At 72.3% G+C, this 19,381-nt stretch carries 16 protein-coding genes; 12 read left to right on the top strand and 4 right to left on the bottom strand.

Features of this window, described 5'->3' with window-relative positions:
• The first annotated feature begins 12 nt into the window (after nt 1-12).
• Complete coding sequence (mfd, locus tag RR49_RS14460) at nt 13-3,615, top strand: transcription-repair coupling factor (RefSeq protein WP_045248663.1); 3,603 nt, start codon at nt 13-15, stop codon at nt 3,613-3,615.
• A gap of 46 nt (nt 3,616-3,661) precedes the next feature.
• On the opposite strand, the gene RR49_RS14455 is transcribed toward mfd, so the two are convergent.
• Nucleotides 3,662-3,913 (bottom strand): VOC family protein, encoded by a 252-nt coding sequence (locus RR49_RS14455; RefSeq protein ID WP_048808822.1) that lies wholly within the window; start codon nt 3,911-3,913, stop codon nt 3,662-3,664.
• Nucleotides 3,914-4,112: 199 nt separating this feature from the next.
• On the opposite strand from RR49_RS14455, the gene RR49_RS14450 reads away from it, so the two are divergent.
• Nucleotides 4,113-4,712 carry a gamma carbonic anhydrase family protein gene (locus tag RR49_RS14450; RefSeq protein ID WP_045248734.1) on the top strand — a complete coding sequence of 200 codons (600 nt, stop codon included), beginning with the start codon at nt 4,113-4,115 and terminating at the stop codon, nt 4,710-4,712.
• Nucleotides 4,713-4,885: 173 nt separating this feature from the next.
• Here RR49_RS14450 and RR49_RS14445 read toward each other — a convergent pair whose 3' ends face one another.
• On the bottom strand, nt 4,886-7,489 hold the full coding sequence (locus RR49_RS14445) for a phosphoenolpyruvate carboxylase (RefSeq protein ID WP_425411868.1): 2,604 nt from the start codon (nt 7,487-7,489) through the stop codon (nt 4,886-4,888).
• Between the two features lie 204 nt (nt 7,490-7,693).
• On the opposite strand from RR49_RS14445, the gene RR49_RS14440 reads away from it, so the two are divergent.
• From RR49_RS14440 to RR49_RS14425, 4 genes are read left to right on the top strand one after another with little or no spacing between them, the layout of a single operon-like run.
• Complete coding sequence (locus tag RR49_RS14440; RefSeq protein WP_048808824.1) at nt 7,694-8,866, top strand: Na+/H+ antiporter NhaA; 1,173 nt, start codon at nt 7,694-7,696, stop codon at nt 8,864-8,866.
• Nucleotides 8,863-9,522 (top strand): nucleoside triphosphate pyrophosphohydrolase, encoded by a 660-nt coding sequence (locus RR49_RS14435; RefSeq protein ID WP_045248666.1) that lies wholly within the window; start codon nt 8,863-8,865, stop codon nt 9,520-9,522. The genes RR49_RS14440 and RR49_RS14435 overlap by 4 nt, the downstream gene beginning before the upstream one ends.
• Nucleotides 9,523-9,555: 33 nt before the next feature.
• Entirely contained in the window at nt 9,556-10,809 is a 1,254-nt protein-coding gene (locus tag RR49_RS14430) for a histidine--tRNA ligase (protein ID WP_045248735.1), read from the top strand.
• Nucleotides 10,810-10,866: 57 nt separating this feature from the next.
• The gene (locus tag RR49_RS14425; protein ID WP_048808825.1) at nt 10,867-11,706 is read left to right on the top strand and encodes an SGNH/GDSL hydrolase family protein; all 840 of its coding nucleotides are present in this window, start codon (nt 10,867-10,869) and stop codon (nt 11,704-11,706) included.
• Nucleotides 11,707-11,738: 32 nt separating this feature from the next.
• Here the strand turns inward: RR49_RS14425 and RR49_RS14420 are convergent, their stop codons facing one another.
• Both RR49_RS14420 and RR49_RS14415 read right to left on the bottom strand, forming a co-directional pair.
• Nucleotides 11,739-12,995 carry an APC family permease gene (locus tag RR49_RS14420; protein ID WP_045248667.1) on the bottom strand — a complete coding sequence of 419 codons (1,257 nt, stop codon included), beginning with the start codon at nt 12,993-12,995 and terminating at the stop codon, nt 11,739-11,741.
• Nucleotides 12,996-13,094: 99 nt separating this feature from the next.
• A complete protein-coding gene (locus tag RR49_RS14415; protein ID WP_048808827.1) occupies nt 13,095-13,565 on the bottom strand; it encodes a DUF4442 domain-containing protein in 471 nt (156 codons plus the stop codon).
• Nucleotides 13,566-13,697: 132 nt separating this feature from the next.
• On the opposite strand from RR49_RS14415, the gene RR49_RS14410 reads away from it, so the two are divergent.
• The 6 genes from RR49_RS14410 to RR49_RS14385 all read left to right on the top strand — a co-directional run bounded on the left by RR49_RS14410 (nt 13,698) and on the right by RR49_RS14385 (nt 19,379).
• Nucleotides 13,698-14,720 carry a DUF1648 domain-containing protein gene (locus RR49_RS14410; RefSeq protein ID WP_048808828.1) on the top strand — a complete coding sequence of 341 codons (1,023 nt, stop codon included), beginning with the start codon at nt 13,698-13,700 and terminating at the stop codon, nt 14,718-14,720.
• Between the two features lie 82 nt (nt 14,721-14,802).
• Complete coding sequence (locus RR49_RS14405) at nt 14,803-15,498, top strand: O-methyltransferase (RefSeq protein ID WP_045248668.1); 696 nt, start codon at nt 14,803-14,805, stop codon at nt 15,496-15,498.
• A 110-nt stretch (nt 15,499-15,608) separates the two neighbouring features.
• Nucleotides 15,609-16,889, top strand: coding sequence for a phosphopyruvate hydratase (gene eno / locus RR49_RS14400; RefSeq protein ID WP_045248669.1), 1,281 nt, complete (start codon nt 15,609-15,611; stop codon nt 16,887-16,889).
• A 29-nt stretch (nt 16,890-16,918) separates the two neighbouring features.
• Nucleotides 16,919-17,452 carry an FtsB family cell division protein gene (locus RR49_RS14395; RefSeq protein WP_048808829.1) on the top strand — a complete coding sequence of 178 codons (534 nt, stop codon included), beginning with the start codon at nt 16,919-16,921 and terminating at the stop codon, nt 17,450-17,452.
• Nucleotides 17,453-17,493: 41 nt separating this feature from the next.
• A complete protein-coding gene (locus RR49_RS14390; RefSeq protein ID WP_045248670.1) occupies nt 17,494-18,021 on the top strand; it encodes a DUF501 domain-containing protein in 528 nt (175 codons plus the stop codon).
• Nucleotides 18,021-19,379, top strand: a complete 1,359-nt coding sequence (locus RR49_RS14385) for a S8 family serine peptidase (RefSeq protein ID WP_045248671.1) — start codon at nt 18,021-18,023, stop codon at nt 19,377-19,379. The genes RR49_RS14390 and RR49_RS14385 overlap by 1 nt, the downstream gene beginning before the upstream one ends.
• Nucleotides 19,380-19,381: the final 2 nt, after the last annotated feature.

Here is a 19,381-nt window from a genome sequence, read left to right as displayed (position 1 = left end):
TAGGATCTTCGGGTGACAGTTCCCGGGATCGTTCGCGCCCTCGTACCGTCCGAGACGTTCGCCGGCGCCCTCCGATCGGCGACGACAGACACCGACTTCTCCGTCGTCGACGGACTCGACGCTCCCCTCATCGCCGGCCTCCTCGAGAAGCGCCGCGAGCAGGGGGCGCCCGCGGTGGTGCTCGTCGTCGCGCCGACCGGTCGCCGCGCCGAGGCGCTCGGCACGGCCCTCGATGCGCTCGTGCCGGGCGCCGAGGTGCATCACTTCCCGGCATGGGAGACGCTGCCCCACGAGCGGCTGAGCCCCAGCGCGGAGACCGTGGGGCGTCGCCTCGACGTGCTCCGCCGGGTGGCCGCGTGGGACGGCACCCATCCGCTCGTCGTCACGGCATCGGTGCGCGGCGCGGTGCAGCCGCTCGCTGCCGGCCTCACCGATCTCGAACCGATCCGGCTCGTCACCGGTGGGCGCGGCTACGACCTCGCCGCGGTCAGCCTCGGTCTCGTCGAGCGCGCCTACCACCGGGTCGACATGGTGTCCCGACGCGGCGAGTTCGCGGTGCGGGGCGGCATCCTCGACGTCTTCCCGCCGGTCGCCGACCACCCGTCGCGCGTGGAGTTCTTCGGCGACGAGGTCGATCAGATCCGTGCGTTCTCGGTCGCCGACCAGCGGTCGCTGCCGGGCGAGATCACCGCGGTCGAACTGGTCGCGAGCCGGGAGCTGCTTCTCACCGCCGACGTGCGGGCGCGCGCCGCGCTGCTCGCCGAGCAGCTGCCGGGCCTGCAGACGATGCTCGCCCGCATGGCCGAGGGAGTGCCGACCGAGGGCATGGAGTCGCTGACTCCCGCGCTCGTCGACGACCTCGTCACCCTCGTCGATTACCTGCCCGAGCGCACCGCCGTCGCGCTCGTCGACCCCGAGCGGGCCGTCACCCGTGCGATCACGCTCGCGGAGACGAACCGCGAGTTCCTCGACGCCGCGTGGAACGCCGCGGTCGCCGGCGCGTCGACCCCTGTCGACCTCGGCGCGGGCGACTTCGTGTCGCTCCCGCACCTGCACGAGCGTGCCCGTGAGCGCGGGGGCGTCTGGTACACCCTGTCGGCGTTCGACTCCGGCGAGGCGGATGCCGCGGCCGAAGGCCTCGTCGAGGCATCCGGGTCGCACGTGGTGCGGGTGGCGGCATCCGCCGTGCCGTCGTTCGCGGGTAACGTCGACGGCGCGATCGCGCACGTCGCGGCCCTCGTGCAGGACGGGTGGAAGGTCGTCGTCACGGCGTCCGGTCCGGGGCTCGCCGACCGCGCACGCGACGTGCTCGCCGACCGCGGTGTCGCGGCGCGCCGCGTCGACGCGGTGCACGAGGCACCCGAAGCAGGGGTCGCGCTCGTCGTCGCCGCCGTGCTCGAGCGGGGGTTCGAGGCATCCGGTGCCCGTCTCGCCGTGCTCACCGAGACCGAGTTCTACGGGCGCACGATCGGCGGCGACGGCCGGGTCGTCAAGAAGCTCGCCTCGCGCCGGCGCAACGTCGTCGACCCGCTGCAGCTCAAGCCCGGCGACGTCGTCGTGCACTCCACGCACGGCATCGGCAAGTTCGTCGAGCTGACCCAGCGCGAGGTCTCCAGCGGCGGGCGCAACCCGGTCAAGAGCATGCGCGAATACCTCGTGCTCGAATATGCGCCCACCAAGCGCGGCTACCCGGGTGACAAGCTCTTCGTTCCCACCGACCAGCTCGACCAGCTCTCCCGCTACGTCGGGGGTGAGGCGCCGGTGCTCTCCAAGATGGGCGGCAGCGACTGGGCCGCGGCCAAGGGCAAGGCTCGCAAGGCGGTGCGCGACATCGCGGTCGAGCTCGTGAAGCTGTACTCCGCCCGGATGGCCGCCAAGGGGCACGCGTTCGGCCCCGACACCCCGTGGCAGCGTGAGCTCGAAGAGGCGTTCCCGTTCGCCGAGACCCCCGACCAGCTGCAGACGATCGACGAGATCAAGGCCGACATGGAGAAGCCGATCCCGATGGACCGGCTGCTCTCGGGCGACGTCGGCTTCGGGAAGACCGAGGTGGCCGTGAGGGCGGCGTTCAAGGCGATTCAGGACGGCAAGCAGGTCGCGATGCTCGTGCCGACCACCCTGCTCGTGAAGCAGCACCTCGAGACCTTCACCGAGCGGTTCGCGGGCTTCCCCGTGAAGGTGCGGCCCCTGTCGCGCTTCCAGAGCGACAAGGAGGCCCGCGACACCCTCAACGGCCTCACCGACGGCACCGTCGACATGGTGATCGGCACGCACCGCATCCTCACCGAGAAGGTCGTCTTCAAAGACCTCGGGCTCATGATCATCGACGAGGAGCAGCGGTTCGGCGTCGAGCACAAGGACGCGCTCAAGAAGCTCAAGACCAACGTCGACATCCTCGCGATGAGCGCCACCCCCATCCCGCGCACGCTCGAGATGGCGGTGACCGGCATCCGCGAGATGTCGACCCTCGCGACCCCGCCCGAGGACCGCCACCCGATCCTCTCGTTCGTCGGCCCCCGCAACGACAAGCAGATCGCCGCAGCGATCCGCCGCGAGCTGCTGCGCGAGGGCCAGGTGTTCTACGTGCACAACCGGGTGCAGTCGATCCAGCGGGTCGCCGCGCAGCTCGGCGAGCTCGTCCCCGAGGCGCGCATCGTCGTCGCGCACGGCCAGATGGGCGAGCACCAGCTCGAGCAGGTCGTCGACGACTTCTGGGAGCGCCGCGCCGACGTGCTCGTCTCGACGACCATCATCGAGACCGGCCTCGACATCTCCAACGCCAACACGATCATCATCGACCGCGCCGACAAGTACGGCCTCTCGCAGCTGCACCAGCTGCGCGGCCGCGTCGGCCGTGGTCGTGAGCGCGCGTACGCCTACTTCCTGTACGACGAGCTCAAGCCGCTCAGCGAGACGGCAGCCGACCGGCTCGAGACGATCTCGGTGAACAACGACCTGGGCTCGGGCATGCAGGTCGCGTTGAAGGACCTCGAGATCCGCGGCGCCGGCAACCTCCTCGGCGCCGAGCAGGCCGGCCACATCGCCGGCGTCGGCTTCGACCTGTATCTGCGCATGATCGGCGAGGCCGTCTCGGCGTTCCGCGGTGAGGAGACCGAAGGCCCGACCGAGCTGCGTCTCGAGTTGCCCGTGCAGGCGCGCATCCTCGAGAGCTACATCGACAGCGAGCGGCTGCGTCTCGAGGCCTATCAGAAGCTGTCGGCGGCGGCCGCGGCATCCGCGAAGCCCGATGCCATCGACCTCGTCATCGACGAGCTGCGCGACCGCTACGGCGAGCCGCCCGCCGACGTCGAGGGGCTGCTGCGGGTCGCGCGGCTGCGCCGCCGCGCGGCGCAGGCCGGCCTCGCCGACGTCGTCGCGATGGGTCCGAACCTGCGCGTCGCGCCGGCGCACCTCCCCGATTCGCTGCGCGTTCGGATGCAGCGGCTCTACCCGAAGGCGAAGCTCGTCGCCTCCGGGGAGGCCCTCGTCGTGCCGTTGCCGGGCGACGGAGACCCGGTGTCGGACACCGACCTGATCGCGTGGGTCGGCCAGCTGCTCGACGCGCTCTTCCCGGTCTCCGAGCCGGCGCCCGCGGCGGCCGACGCCTCCGCCTGAGACCGGCGCGGCCCAGCGGCGTCGGCAGCCCTGCTGCCCGACGCGGTCAGCCGCGCGGCGCCGCGTCGATCACGCAGAACCGGGTGCCCTCCGGATCCTCCATCACGATGTAGTCGGCGTCGTCGGGCCGCCCCGCCCACGGCACGACACGGGTGCCCAGCTCCTCGAGCCGCGCGACCTCGGCGGCCTGGTCGTCGGCGTAGAGGTCGAGATGGATGCGCGGCGGCAGTGCGCGCTCGCTCGGCAGTTGGTCGAGCCCGACGTTCGGGCCCCGGCCGTCGGCCGAGCGCAGCAGCACGAAGTCCGTATCGACCGCTTCTCACACGGTGTAGTCGAGCGCCGCAGACCAGAACGCGACCTGCGCCTCGAGGTCGGTGACGCGGATGACGACGGATCCGAGGGTGAGCATGGCGGCAGTGTCGCACACCCGTGCCGGGAGCGGCGGCGGGGTGGCGGCATCCGTCTCGCTGAGTACGCTGACGATCGAGGAGCACACCATGCGCTACGCACATCTCGGCCGCGAGCCCCGTATCGATCCGACCGCCGTCGTCGCGCCGACCGCGGTGATCAGCGGCGACGTGACGATCGGGCCCGACTGTCAGATCCTGCACGGCGCGGTCATCACCGCCGAGGGCGGTCCGATCACCCTCGGCCGCAGTGTCATCGTGATGGAGAACGCCCTCGTGCGCGCGAGCGCCACTCATCCCGTGCACATCGGAGACCACACGCTCGTCGGACCGATGGCGAGCATCTCGGGTGCGACGGTGGGCGACGAGGTGTTCCTCGCGACGGGCGTGCGGGTGTTCAACGGTGCGCGCATCGGCGACCGGAGCGAGGTGCGCATCAACGCGGTCGTGCACCTGCGCACGGTGCTCCCCGAGCGCAGCGTCGTGCCGATCTCGTGGGTCGCGGTGGGTGACCCGGCGATCGTCGTCTCACCCGACAAGCACGACGAGATCTGGGCGCGCCAGCAGGAGCTCGACTTCCCCGGCTACGTGTTCGGTCTGGACCGCGACACCCCCGACCTCATGGTGCAGCTCACCGAGCGCTACGGGCGCTCGCTGGCGCGGCACGCGGACGACACCCCGGTCGATTGAGCGGATGCCGCACCCCGGCGCCGATGCGCTCGGGCCGGGCGCGCCGCAGCCGGGCATGCCAGGCCGGGCATGCCGGAGCAGCGCGCACCGGGGCAGGTCATCGCGTGTGCGCAGGACGCCACGGCGCGCATCGACCTGTTCTCGCGGGCGCTCCTGTTCTCGCGAGCCGGGACTCAGCCGGTGTTCTGGAGGCCCGCCGCGACGCCCGAGACCGACAGCAACAGCAGGCGCTGGAGCTCGGGGTCGGCCGGCACCTCTTCGGGCGCGTCGCGCAGGGCCCGCAGGGCGCGCAGCTGCAGCAGTGACAGCGCGTCGACGTACGGGCTCCGCAGCTTCACCGCCCGCTGCAGCACCGGCTTGTTCGAGAGCAGTCCGTCGCCGCCGGCGATGCGCACCACCCACGAGCGGGTGAGGGCCATCTCGTCGATCACCAGCTGCGCGAGATCGTCGCGGTCGCCGAGCTCCAGGTAGCGGCGCGCGATGCGGTCGTCGGCCTTCGCGAGACTCATCGCGACGTTGTCGATCATCGCGCGCAGCAGCGGCCACTCGCGGTACGCCTCCTGCAGCAGCGCGAGGTCGCCGACCGTCTCGAGGGCGGTGCCGAGCCCGAACCAGCCGGCCAGGTTGATGCGGGCCTGCGTCCACGCGAACACCCACGGGATGGCGCGCAGGTCTTCGAGCGACTCGACCGACAGCCCGCGGCGCGCGGGGCGCGACCCGAGAGCGAGCAGCCCCACCTCCTCCATCGGGGTGACGGTCGCGAACCACGGTGCGAAGCCGGGCGCCTTGACGAGCTCGAAGAACCGCGCCCGCGAGGCGTCCTCCATGCGCTGTGCCACGTCGGCGAAGCGCTCGGCGGCAGCACGGTTGCGCTGCTCGTTCGAGGGGGCGGAGGCGGTGAGGATGGCGGCGGCCACCTGGTCGATGTGACGCATCGCGATCGCCGGGTCGCCGTAGCGCGCGAAGATCACCTCGCCCTGCTCGGTGAGCTTGAAGCGGCCGTCGACCGAGTGCGGGGGCTGGGCGAGGATCGCCGAGTTCGCCGGTCCGCCGCCGCGGCCGAGCGCACCGCCGCGGCCGTGGAAGAGGGTCAGCTCGATCTCGCTGCGCTGCGCCCAGTCGGCGATCTGCGCCTGCGCCTCGTAGAGCGCGAGGTTCGCGGCGACGGGGCCGACGTCCTTCGACGAGTCGGAGTAGCCGAGCATGACCTCGAGGCGGCGTCCGGTGTCGGCCAGGCGGGCCGCGAAGGCGGGGTGCTCGACGATCTCCGCGAGGATCGCGGGGGCGGCCTGCAGGTCGGCGAACGTCTCGAAGAGAGGGATCACATCGAGAACGGGCGGGGTGCCGTCGGGGCCGACAGCGTAACGCGCGAGCCGGTGCACGGCGGCGAGGTCGTCGGCCGATCGGGTGAACGAGACGATGTAGCGGCCCGCGGCGCGCGGACCGAAGCGCTTCTGCACGTAGGAGATCGTGCGGTAGACCTCGAGCACCTCCTCGGTCAGCTCGCTGCGCTCACCGCCCGCGTCGAGCTCGGCGAGCACCTTCGCGTGCACGGCCGAGTGCTGGCGCACCTCGAGCTCGGCGAGGTGGAACCCGAAGGTCTGCACCTGCCAGACGAGCTGCTGCAGGTGACCGTAGGCCTGGCGCGGGGCGCCGGCCGCGACGAGCGAGGACTGCACGGTGAGGAGGTCCGCGAGCAGGTGCTCGGGGTCGGCGTAGGCGAGGTCGGCGTCGCGCTCGCGCGTCGCCGTGATCTTGCGGGCGATCAGCAGGACGGCCTGACGGTGCGGCTCGCCGGGCGAGCGCTTCACGACGTCGGCGGCCCCCTCGTCGTCGGCGCTGAGCAGCCGCTCGGTGAGAGCGGTGAGGGCCGGGGTCGGCGGGGTCGTGGCGGCATCCAGAGTCAGTCCGCGGCCGATGCGGGCGGAGGCCCGCTCGAGTCCGCGCAGCACGTGCTCGCTGGCGATGCCTGCGGCGCGCTTGGTGACCCTCGCGGTCACGAACGGGTTGCCGTCGCGGTCGCCGCCGACCCAGGTGCCGATGCGCACGAACGGGCGCACGACGGGCTCGCGGGCACCGGCCGCCTCGCCCTGCAGGGCGTCGTCTATGCGGCGGTAGACGTGCGGCACAGCGGTGAACAGCGTCTCGTCGAAGACGGCCATCACCGAGCGCACCTCATCGACCGGCGACGGCTTCTCCTGGCGCAGCGGCGCCGTGCGCCACAGCGTGTCGACCTCTTCGAGCATGCGACGCTCGGCGCGGCGCTGTGCGGGGCCGCCGTCCTCGGCGGCGTCGTAGTCGTCGAGCAGACCCGACAGGCGGCGGATGCTGGTCGAGATCGCCCGGCGCCGCGCCTCGGTGGGGTGGGCGGTGAACACCGGGTGGAAGCGCATCTGGTGCAGACGCTGCAGCGCGGTGTCGTCGCCGACCTCGCCGGCGAGGCGTTCGAGCGCGACGGTCACCGAGTCGGCCGACTCCTCGTCGCGGGCGGCGCGCTGACGCAGCACGCGCACGCGCTGGTGCTCCTCGGCGAGGTTCACGAGATGGAAGTAGCAGGTGAACGCGCGGGCGACCTCGTCGGCGCGGGCGACCGTGAACCCGTCGGCGATCTGCGCGGCCCGCTCGAATGCGGCATCCGTCTCGTCGGTGTAGGCCTGGATGGTCGCGACGCGCAGCCGTTCGACGTCGTCGAACAGGCCCGGGGAACCGCTCTCGCGCAGCACGCGCCCGAGGATTCCGCCGAGCAGTCGCACGTCGCCGCGCATCTGCTCGGGCATCCCATGACTGGCCTCGTAGCGGCCGACGAGATCGATGGCTTCGGTGGGGGTGGGATCCTGCACGCCTCCACGGTAGTCCCGCTCGTGTTACTGGATTGTCACGGCGGGGCGGCCGCGGCGTCGCGGCTAGAATGGTCGGAGGAGTGCCGGGAAGTCTGGTCGGCCCGTCGAGTATGTCGCCGCCGGCATGCACGAGATCGACGGATGCCGCCCCTGACCCTGGAGTGTCCCGTGCACGTGCTGCGTTCCGCCCGTCTTCCCGCCCTGTTGTTGCTGCTCGCTGCGATCGCCGGCCTCGTCGTCGCGGCGACGCCAGCAGGCCCCGGCGTGATCGCCGCGCGCGACGCGCATCTCGTCCTCGCCGGCATCGATCTGTCGGTGGGGCATTGGATCACCGACGGTCTGCTGGCACTGTTCTTCTTCGTCGTCGCGGTGGAGCTGCGGCACGAGCTGACCGTCGGATCGCTGCGCAGCCCCCGCGCCGTGCTCGTGCCGGCGATCGCCGCGCTCGGCGGCGTGGTCGTGCCGATCGCGCTCTACCTCGTGATCGCGAACGGCACCCCGTCGGCGTCGGGCTGGCCGATCCCGACGGCCACCGACATCGCGTTCGCGCTCGGCGTGCTCGCCGTCGTCGGCCGTGGGCTGCCGTCCGGGGTGCGGGTGTTCCTGCTGGCACTGGCGATCCTCGACGACATCGTCGGCATCGTGCTGATCGCGGTCGTGTTCACCGCGGACATCGACTTCGTGGCGCTGGCGGCTGCACTGGCGCTGACGGTCGCCTTCGGGGCGCTCTCGCTGCTGCTGCGTGGTCGCGCCCGCGTACCGGTCGCCGTGCTGATGGTGTGGGTGGCCATCGCGGTATGGGTGCTCGTCCACGAGTCGGGCGTGCACGCGACGATCGCGGGCGTGCTGCTGGGGCTCGCGATCGCGCCGGGTGCCGGGGCGCGTGCGCGGCACGCGCTCGAGCCGTGGGTCAACGTGATCGTGCTGCCGCTGTTCGCGTTCGCCTCCGCTCTGATGCCGATTCCGCAGGTGTCGCCGGCCGCGTTCGCGCCGGCGTTCTGGGGCACCGTGCTGGCGCTCCCGGTGGGCAAGTTTGTCGGGGTGATCGCCTTCGGGTCGCTGGCGATGGCACTGTTCTCACGAGGCTCCCGTCCGCTCGCGTTCGGCGACCTCGCCGCGGCGGGGGCGCTCAGTGGCATCGGGTTCACCGTGTCCCTGCTGATGTCGGAGCTGGCGTTCGTGGGCGCGGCGGATCTGCGCGACCAGGCGATCCTCGGCGTGCTGGGCGGATCGGCGATCTCGTTGCTCGCGGCGGTGGTGCTCGTGTCGCTGCGCGCCCGGCGCTACCGTCGGGTGCGGGAGGCGGCGGCATGACGGACGACGGGATGACGCGGGCGATCGAGGCGATGCGCGCGGTGCGGGACGAGTGCGTCTGGACGCAGCAGATAGACCACCGGGACCTGGTGCCCTATCTCGTCGAGGAGTCGAGCGAGCTCGTCGACGCCGTGGAGTCCGGTACCCGCGCCGACCTGCGAGAGGAACTCGGCGACGTGCTCTGGCAGGTGTTGTTCCATGCCGAGATCGCCTCGCGGGACCCCGACGATCCGTTCGACGTGCAGGATGTGGCATCCGATCTCGCCGACAAGATGATCCGCCGGCACCCGCACGTCTTCGGAGGCGAGAGCGCGCGCACCCCCGAGGAGGTGCTCGTGCTGTGGACCGCCGCGAAGGCGGCCGAGAAGCGCGAGCGTACCAGCGTGCTCGACGGCATCCCGGCGGGCCTGCCGGCGCTCGCCCGCGCCCAGAAGGTGCTCGGCAAGGCCGCTCAGGTGGGGCTGGTGCCCGCGATGACGGATGCCGCGGCCCCGACCGACGAGGCGCAGCTCGGCGACGCGCTGCTCGCCCTCGTCGTCGCCGCCCGCGCGGCGGGCATCGATGCGGAGCGGGCGCTCCGGGAGCGGGTGCGGGGCGTGGAGTCGGCGGTGCGCGCGGCGGAGGCCGCGGCGCGCGGCGGCGACCTGGAACAATAGACCCCCGTGGCACAGGTCAACCCGCCGCGCGGCATGCGCGATTTCCTCCCTCAGGACAAGGCTCGGCGCGAGCGCGTGCTCGCCGTCATCCGCGAGCGCTACCGCGCGCACGGGTTCGACGAGATCGAGACGCCGGTGGTCGAGGACTACGACCGGCTGCACGCCGGCATCGGCGGCGACAACGAGAAGCTCGCATTCAACGTGCTCAAGCGCGGCCTCGACGCCGAGGCGATCATCGCCGCCGCCGACGACCCCGCGGCCCTCAGCGACCTCGGGCTGCGCTATGACCTGACGGTGCCGCTCGCCCGGTTCTACGCGACGCACCGCGCGGAGCTCCCGACCGTGTTCCGGTCGCTGCAGATCGCGCCGGTGTGGCGCGCCGAGCGCCCGCAGAAGGGACGCTACCGACAGTTCGTGCAGTGCGACATCGACATCATCGGCGACGGCTCGGCGCGCGCCGAGGCCGAGCTGATGGTCGCGAGCCTCGATGCGCTCGACGCGCTCGGACTCGAGGGTGGCGTCATCCGCGTGAACGACCGGCGGGCCCTCGACGGCATGCTCGACGTGTTCGGCTTCGCCGCGGAGGAGCGACCCGGCGTCCTGATCACGATCGACAAGCTCGACAAGATCGGCATCGACGGCGTCGCCGCTGAGTTGCGCGAGCGTGGAGCGACGCCCGCGGCCGCCGACGCCTTCGAGGCGTTCGGTCGTCGGCCGACGCCCGAAGCCGACCTGCCGTTCGGTGAGGCGCAGATTCGCGCGGCCCTGCCCGAGGGGATCGATGACGCGGTGGTCGCCGGACTCGTGGCGCTCGGCGATGCGGTCGCGGCCGCCCGGGGCGGCGAGGTGCCGCTCGCGTTCGACCCGTTCCTGGTGCGAGGCATGGGCTACTACACCGGCACGATCTTCGAGCTCGCCCACCCGAGCGTCGGCTACTCGCTCGGCGGCGGCGGCCGTTACGACGGCATGATCGGCAGGTTCCTCGGCCAGAGCGTGCCGGCAGTCGGCTTCTCGATCGGCTTCGAGCGCATCGTCGACCTCGTCGCCGACGGGGTGGATGCCGCATCCCGCACCCTCGTGCTGGTGCACGACGCCGACGTGCCGGTCGGCGAGCTCGTCGCCCACAAGGCCGCGCTCATCGCGACCGGCGCCCGGGTGCGCCTCGAGCGTCGCACGAAGAACCTCACCGCCCTGCTCGCCCGCTCGGCGGCCGACGGGTACGGCGAGTTCGCGACGGTGTCCGCGGGGGCCGACACGGCCGCGCTGGAGTTCAAGCCGCTGGCCTGAGCCGCCGGCCCGAGCCGCGTTCATCCCGGGTTCACCTCGGCGAGGTGCAATCGCGGCATGAGGGGTCTGCGCACCGCCGCCGTCATCGGCGCCTCGACGCTCGTCGGAGCCGCCGCGGCGGTGTTCTCGATGCGGGAGCTGCTGCGGCGTCAGGCCGCCATCGCCCGGCGACGCATCGGCAAGCCGTTGGGGGAGGACGCCCTCGACGCCGACCGTGTCTGGCGGGCGAAGCTCGACGGCGACCCCGTCGAGCTGCTCGTGCTCGGCGACTCGATCGCGGCAGGGTTGGGAGTCACCAGGCGCAAGGACACCCCCGGCGCGCGAATCTCCAAGGGCATCGCCGAGACGCTCGGGCGCCCCGTGCGCCTGGTGACCGCGGCGAAGGTCGGGTCGGAGTCGTCGGCGCTTGCGGCGCAGCTCAACGCCCTCCCCGCACGCTACGCTCCGGATGTCGCGATCATCATCGTCGGCGGCAACGACGTCACTCATCGTGTCCCCGTGACCGTCGCCGCCGGCCATCTGCGCGCCGCCGTCGACCGTCTGCGCGAGCGGGGTGTCGCCGTCGTCGTCGGGACGTGCCCCGACCTCGGCGCGCTGCGTCCGGTGCCGCAGCCGCTGCGCTCACTCGGCTCACGGCAGTCGCGCCAGCTGGCCGACGCGCAGGCCGAGGCGGCGCTCGCCGCCGGCGCGCACGTCGTGTCGCTCCGACGTGTCGTCGGGCCGTTCTTCATCTCGCAGCCCGACGAGATGTTCAGCCTCGACCGGTTCCACCCGAGCGCGCTCGGCTACCGGCGCACCGCCGACGCGCTGCTGCCGTCGGTGCTGCTCGCCCTGGGAGGCGACGGGCCCGTGCCCGACGGGCACGCGGTGCCTGCGGCATCCGCTCTCGCCCTCTGAGGGGCCGCGGCGACCCGCACGCACGCAGCGGGCTATCCCGCGCGGCGTGCCCGGTCGATGCGCAGGCGGATGCCGCGTGCCGCCAGTCCGATCGCGAGCACGACGGCGCCGGCGACGACGGAGGCCCACGGGAGGGAGACGGCGAGCACGAGGCATCCGATCGCCCCGATGATCTGGAGTGCACGGGGGTACCGGCGGGCGTCGCCGTGCTGACGGAACGCCGCGAGGTTGGCGACGAGGTAGTACAGCAGCACGCCGAACGAGGAGAATCCGATCGCGCCGCGAAGGTCCACCAGGGCGACCGCGCCGATCACGACCACACCGACGGCGAGCTCGGCCCGGTAGGGCACACGGTGGCGCGCGCCGATCGCGGCGAGTGCGGCGGGGAGGTCCCGCTCGCGGGCCATGGCGAGCGTCGTGCGGCCGATGCCCGCGACCAGTGCGAGCAGCGCACCGAGGGACGCCGCCGCCGCCGAGACTCGCACCACCGGGTTCGCCCACGTCCATCCGGCGGCGTGCACGACGTCGGCGAGCGGCGCACTCGACGCCGCCGTCGCGGACGCTCCCAGCACCACGACAGTGAGCGTGCCGACGATCGTGTAGACGATGAGGGCCGCCGCGAAGGCGATCGTGATCGCCCGCGGGATCGTGCGGGTGGGATCCCGCACCTCCTCGCCCATCGTGGCGATGCGCGCGTACCCTGCGAAGGCGAAGAACAGCAGGCCGGCCGACTGCAGCACCCCGTAGGCGTCGACCGGGGCCGCGCTGCCGAGGCCCGCCCAGGTCGACGATGAGCTCGCGCCGGCGGCCGTGACGACGGCGAGTCCGAGGAGCGAGACGACGACGATCGCCTTGGTGAGCGCGGCGGTGCGGGTCACGCCGAGCAGGTTGACGCCGACGAGCACGGCGACAGCCACGACCGCGACCGGGCGCTCCCATCCCGCAGGCGCTGCATACGCGGCGAACGTGAGGGCCATCGTGGCCGCGCTCGCGAGCTTGCCGATGACGAAGCACCACCCGGCGGCGAATCCCCACCACTCACCGAGCTCGGCGCGCCCGTAGGCGTAGGTGCCGCCCGAGGTCGGATACGTCGCCGCGAGCTGGGCGGACGAGGTGGCGTTGCCGTACGCCACGACGGCCGCGAGCGCGAGGCCGGCGAGCAGCCACGGGCCGGCGGCAGCCGCGGCCGGCGCCCAGACCGAGAACACGCCGGCTCCGATCATCGACCCGAGGCCGATCGCGACGGCATCGCCGAGGCCGAGCCGGCGGGCGAGGGAGGGCGAGGTCACGCGCGAATCGTAGTCGGCGGGCGTGAACGCTCCGGTGCCCCGACGCGCGGACGCCGCGCGACCGGTCGTCGCCCCTGGCGGCATCGGCTCGCCCGGCGGTCAGCCCGCCGCGACCCGGTCGCGGCGCTTCTCGCGCACATAGACCTCGCGACGCACCCTCGCGACGACGTCGCCCGTGGCATCCGTGATCTCCGTCTCGAACCACTCGAGCACTTTCGTGCCGCCGCGGGCGCGCTCGCGCAGCTCTTCGGCCCTCTCCCGCGGCACCTCGAACCGGGCCGTGAGCACGCCGCGGCCGGGCTTGACGAACTCGATCTCGCCGCGCGTGTCCCACACGACGTAGTCGCGGCCGAGCTGATGCATGACGAGCATGAAGTAGTACGGATCGGTCATGGCCGACATGGCACCGCCGAACGCGACGCCGACGATGTTGCGGGTGAGCAGCGTCACCCGCAATTGCACGACGCAGTGCGTGAAGTCGGGGGCGATCTCGCGCACGCGGATGCCGTTGCAGAGATTCGGGATCCACAGGCTCATGCCGATCGCGAGCTGCCGGGGGGAGTAGGCCACGGATCGAGTGTGACCATCGCCACTCGTTCCTGACAATCCGTTATCGATGATCGACAACGAGCGGGTCGCGGGCGCCGCCGAACGCCAGAATCGAGGGAGCCGCGATCGGCGGCCGAAGGGGGGGCGGGTCACATGGCCGAGGCATCGCAGCGACGGGTGGTCAGGTCGTACGTCCTGGTGGGCGCCGTGCTGCCGGGTGTGCTGTGGCTCGCGAATGTCGTGCTGCAGCTGGTCGCGCTGCCGCACCTGCCCGCGACGGTCGCGACCCATTGGGATGCCTCGGGCGCGCCGAACGCGTACGGACCGCCGTGGGTGCTGGCTCTCGTGACCGGCCTCATCGGACTCGTCGTTCCCGGAACCCTGTTCGCCGTGTCGCTGCCCGGGCTCCTCCGCGGCCACCGGGGACTCGTTTTCCGCCTGTTGGGGGCGATCGGCCTCGGGGTCGCCGGCTTCCTGACCGCCGCGGGTATCAGCTCGACACTCGCGAACCTCCGTGCGGCCGATGGGGGCAGCGCGCACGCGGGCGGGTCGTGGTGGGTGCTGCTCGCCGGTCTCGCGCTCGGTCTGATCGGTTGGTTCGCGCAGCCGTCGCAGGGCGGGCTCCCGTTCTCCGCACCGATCGCGCCGACGTCGCCCGCCGCGCCCGTGGGTGAGACCGCCTCCGGTGCGCTCCCGAGGGCGTGGACGGCCACGACCGCGCTTCCTCGCGGAGCGGTCGTGCCGATCGTCGCGGCGCTGCTGCTGGTCGGACTCATCACCGTCGACGCGTGGTTCACCGGCGGCGGTGGCGCCGTCGCGTGGATCACGACGATCGCGTTCGTGCTCCTGCTGGTCGCCTCGGCGACGCTCGCGGCCTACCACGTGCGGGTCGACGCCGGCGGATTCATCGTGGTCTCGGCCCTCGGCCTGCCGCGCTTCCGCATCCCGCTCGACGACATCGCCCGTGTGCGCACGGTGCAGGTCGAGCCGCTGCGGGACTTCGGCGGCTGGGGGCTGCGCGGACTCCCGGGACGCCTGGGCGTCGTGCCGCGACGAGGCGACGGCATCGAGGTCACGCGCCTCGACGGCCGCCGCCTGACCGTCACCGCGCCCGACGCTTCTACCGGTGCAGCCGTGCTCACCTCGCTCGTCGCGGAGCGCCGCGCGGCGTCCTGACCCCGCCTCCCGACGTCGCCGCGATGCGGGCGACCCGCCCGCCGCCCTTGACGCTCGCCGCGCCGCCCGGGAGGCTGTCGCCATGACCGACGACGCCCTCCCGACCCCCGCGGTGTGGCGCCGGGTCGACACCTACCTCGCGGAGACCCTTGTGGGTCACGACGCCGCCCTCGAGGCGGCGGTGCACGAGCAGGATGCCGCCGGTCTCCCCGCGATCGAGGTCGCGCCGCTGAACGGCAAGCTGCTGCACCTGCTCGCGCGAGCGATCGGCGCTCGGCGGGTGCTGGAGATCGGCACGCTCGGCGGCTACTCCACGATCTGGCTGGCACGCGCGGTCGGCGACGGCGGCGAGGTGGTGACGATCGAAGCGGAGCCCGCGCACGCGGCCGTCGCCCGCGGCAACCTCGACCGTGCCGGCGTGGGGGAGCGGGTGCGCATCGAGATCGGCCGCGGGGCCGACGTGCTCCCCGGTCTCGAGCCCGGGTTCGACCTCGTCTTCATCGACGCCGACAAGCAGTCCAACGCGCTCTATCTCGACCATGCTGCGCGGCTCTCCCGCCCGGGCGCCCTCGTGATCGTCGACAACGTCGTGCGTTCCGGTCGTCTCGTCACCACCGACGAATCCGACGAGCAGGCCGAGGGGGTTCGCCGGGGGCTCGCGCTCCTCGCCGCCGACCCACGATTCGAGGCGACAGCGCTCCAGACCCTCGACGCGAAGGGATGGGACGGCATCGCCGTGGCGATCGTGACGGATGCCGCATCCCGCTCGGGTTCGTGACGCGCCGGTGGCGGCGGCATCCGTCGTCACTAGAGTGGTGGAGGACCGATGACGCTCCGCATGCACCTGTTCCCGGAATGGGAACTCTTGATTGAACCAGGGAGTCCTCAGTGGCACTGATCGAGGCTGTAGGCGCGCGCGAGATTCTTGACTCGCGCGGAAACCCGACCGTCGAAGTGGAGGTGCTCCTCGACGACGGCATCGTCCAGCGGGCGGCCGTCCCCTCCGGTGCGTCGACCGGCGCGTTCGAGGCGTACGAGCTGCGCGACGGAGACAAGAGCCGATACGGCGGCAAGGGCGTGCTCAAGGCCGTCGACGCCGTCATCGATGAGCTCGGCCCCGCGATCGAGGGTGTCGAGGCGAGCGAGCAGCGCCTCATCGACGAGATCCTCATCGAGACCGACGGCACCGAGAACAAGTCGCGCACCGGCGCGAACGCGATCCTGGGCATCAGCCTCGCGGTCGCGAAGGCGGCGGCCGACTCGGCCGACCTCCCGCTGTTCCGTTACCTCGGCGGCCCGAACGCCCACGTGCTTCCCGTGCCGCTGTTCAACGTCATCAACGGCGGCTCGCACGCCGACAACGGCATCGACTTCCAGGAGTACTTCCTCGCCCCGATCGGCGCGGAGACCTACGGCGAGTCGCTGCGCTGGGGCACCGAGGTCTACCACGTCCTCAAGGGCGAGCTGAAGGCCGCGGGGTTCGCGACCGGTCTCGGCGACGAGGGCGGCTTCGCCCCTGATCTCCCCAGCAACCGTGAGGGCCTGGACTTCCTGCTGAAGGCGATCGAGAAGGCCGGCTTCACCCCGGGCGCCGACATCGCCGTGGGCCTGGATGTCGCGGCGACCGAGTTCTTCGCCGACGGCGTCTACACGGTCGAGGGCAAGCCGTGGACGGCCGCGCAGCTGACCGACTACTTCGCCGACCTCGTCGCGAACTACCCGATCGTCACGATCGAGGATGCCCTCGCCGAGGACGACTGGGACGCCTGGAAGGACCTCACCGAGGCGCTGGGCTCGAAGGTGCAGCTCGTCGGCGACGACCTGTTCGTCACCAACCCGATCCGCCTGCAGAAGGGCATCGACCTGGGCGTCGCCAACGCGCTGCTCGTGAAGGTGAACCAGATCGGCACCCTGTCCGAGACGCTCGACGCGATCTCGCTCGCCACGCAGAACGGCTACCGCTCGATGCTGTCGCACCGTTCGGGTGAGACCGAGGACACCACGATCGCCGACCTCGCTGTCGCCGTCAACGCGGGTCAGATCAAGACCGGCGCGCCCGCCCGCAGCGAGCGCGTCGCGAAATACAATCAGCTTCTGCGCATCGAGGAAGAGCTCGGCGACGCGGCGGTCTTCGCCGGTCGCGGTGCCTTCCCCCGCTTCAAGGGCTGAGCGCAGCTGATCTACCGGAAGGGGGAGTCGTGGCCAAGAGACCGACTCCCCCTTCCGCATCTCCGGAGGAGATCCCGCGGGCTCGGCGACTTGCCGCACGCGATTGGCTCGGCGGCATCCGCCTGTCGGGCTTCATGGTGATCATGCTGGGCCTGGTGGTGCTGGCCGTCGGAGTTCTCGTGCCCACGGTCGGCACCTACCTCGCCCAGCAGCAGAAGCTCTCCGCCGCCCGTGCCGCGGTGCAGCTCACCCAGCAGCAGATCGATGCGCTCCAGGCCGAGAGCGACCGCCTCGGCGACCCGGCGTACATCGCCACGCAGGCGCGTGAACGGCTCTACTACGTGACACCGGGTCAGGTGCTCTATCTGGTCGACAACGATCTTCCCGCCGACCAGCAGCCTCGTGACGCGGCTCCCGTGAGCGCGCAGCTCACGCAGACCCGCAACGACTGGATGTCGGGATTCGTGCGATCGCTGGCCGCCGCGGGGGCCGCCGTGACGGCCACGGCGCCGACCGACGGATCCACGCCGAGCCCCACCTCGGACGCCACACCGAGTCCGTGACGCCCGGCGTCTACCGAGCCGCGCCCCGGTAGCCTTTCGGGGTGACGACGCCGCCCTACCCTGCCGTGACCGACGCCGAGCTGGCCGTGCTGCGCGCCCAGCTCGGACGCCCCGCGCGAGGGGTGCTCGGCATCGCAGCGCGCTGCGTCTGCGGCAACCCCACGGTCGTCGCCACGGCGCCCCGGCTCGACGACGGGTCGCCCTTCCCGACGTTCTACTACCTGACCCATCCGGCCGCGACGGCGGCCATGTCGACCCTCGAGGCCGAGCACGTCATGCCCGAGCTTGCGGGGCTGCTCGACGACGCGGATGTCGCGGACGCCTACCGCGCCGCGCACACCAGCTACCTCGCCGATCGCGCCGCGTACGGCGAGGTGGACGAGATCGCCGGCATCTCCGCCGGCGGCATGCCGACCCGCGTCAAGTGTCTGCATGCCCTGGCCGGCCACGCTCTCGCGGCAGGGCCCGGCGTCAATCCGATCGGCGACGCGGCGCTGGCCCGGTCGACCTGGTCGCCTTCGCGCTGCGTCTGCGCCGATCCCGGGGCCGCCCGGGGCGAGGCGGCCTGATGCGTGCTCGCCGGGTCGTCGTGGCCGCCGTGCTCCTCGCCGGTGGGTTCGTCGTCGCCCCGTCGGCTGCCGGCATCCCCGCCGTCGCGGCCTCGGGCGCGCAGCCGGCGTCGACCGGCATGGCGAACGCAGCGACCGAGGACGCGGCCCGGGCGGCGGAGTACTGGCTCACCGACTACGGAATCGAGCAGGCCTGGCAGACGACACAGGGCGCGGGCGTGAAGATCGCGATCATCGACACCGGTATCGGTGCCGCGCCGCAGCTCAACGCCGCGGTCGTCGGCGGCGCCGATTTCTCGGGCGAGGGCTCGGCGAGCGGCCGCACGCCGGTCGGCTCGAGCGACACCGGTCACGGCAGCTGGGTGGCCTCCCTCGCAGCGGCCCGCCCGCTGTCGGACGGCACCGGCATGATCGGCGTCGCTCCGCAGGCACAGCTGCTGTCGGCATCCATCTCGTTCGGCAGCGAGGTGAAGGTGCCGTTCGTGACCCAGGTGGCCTCGGCCATGAAGTGGGCCGTCGACAACGGCGCGAAGGTGATCAACCTGTCGTTCACGACCAACACGCTCGACTGGGATCCGTCGTGGGACACGGCCTTCCAGTACGCGTTCTCGCACGACGTCGTCGTCGTGGTCGCCGCCGGCAACCGGGGAAGCGGGACGACCCGCGTCGGCGCGCCGGCGACGATACCCGGTGTCTTGACGGTCGCCGGGGTCACTCCGTCGGGCCAGGCGAGCCAGGAGGCCTCCACCCAGGGGATCACCATCGGCGTCGCCGCGCCCAGTGAACAGCTTCTCGGGGTCTCGCCCGGCGGGTCGCTGGTGCGGTGGAACGGCACGAGCGGCGCCGCCCCGATCGTCGCGGGCATCGTCGCGCTCGTGCGCGCCGCTCACCCCGACCTCGACGCGGCGAACGTCATCAACCGCATCATCTCCACGGCGACCGCTCCGCCCGGCGTCTCGCTCGGCACGGTGCCCAACGCGCTCTACGGGTACGGGCTCGTCAACGCCGCCGCGGCCGTGTCCGCCGACGTGCCCACGGTGACCGCGAACCCGATGGGATCGCTCTCCGACTGGATCACGCTGCACCGTCGCGCGAACGCGTCGCCGGCGCCGGAGGACTCCGCCACACCGGTCGCGCTGCCGGCGCTCCCGCCGGCCGACGCCGCCACCCCGCGCGGGTCCCTGCTGCTGCCCTCGCGGGACACGCTGCTGTACGGGTCGCTGCCGCTGTTAGGGATGACCGTCGCGACTATACTGGTGGCGCTCGGCGTCACCGCTGCTGTCCGACGCATCCGATCGGCGCGTGACTCCCGCACGCCGAGCATCAATTCGCCAAGGAGTTCCGTTCACCGTGACTAACA

The organism is Microbacterium ginsengisoli (assembly GCF_000956535.1).
Taxonomy (GTDB): domain Bacteria; phylum Actinomycetota; class Actinomycetes; order Actinomycetales; family Microbacteriaceae; genus Microbacterium; species Microbacterium ginsengisoli.
This window is presented reverse-complemented; position numbering and strand designations above follow the sequence as displayed.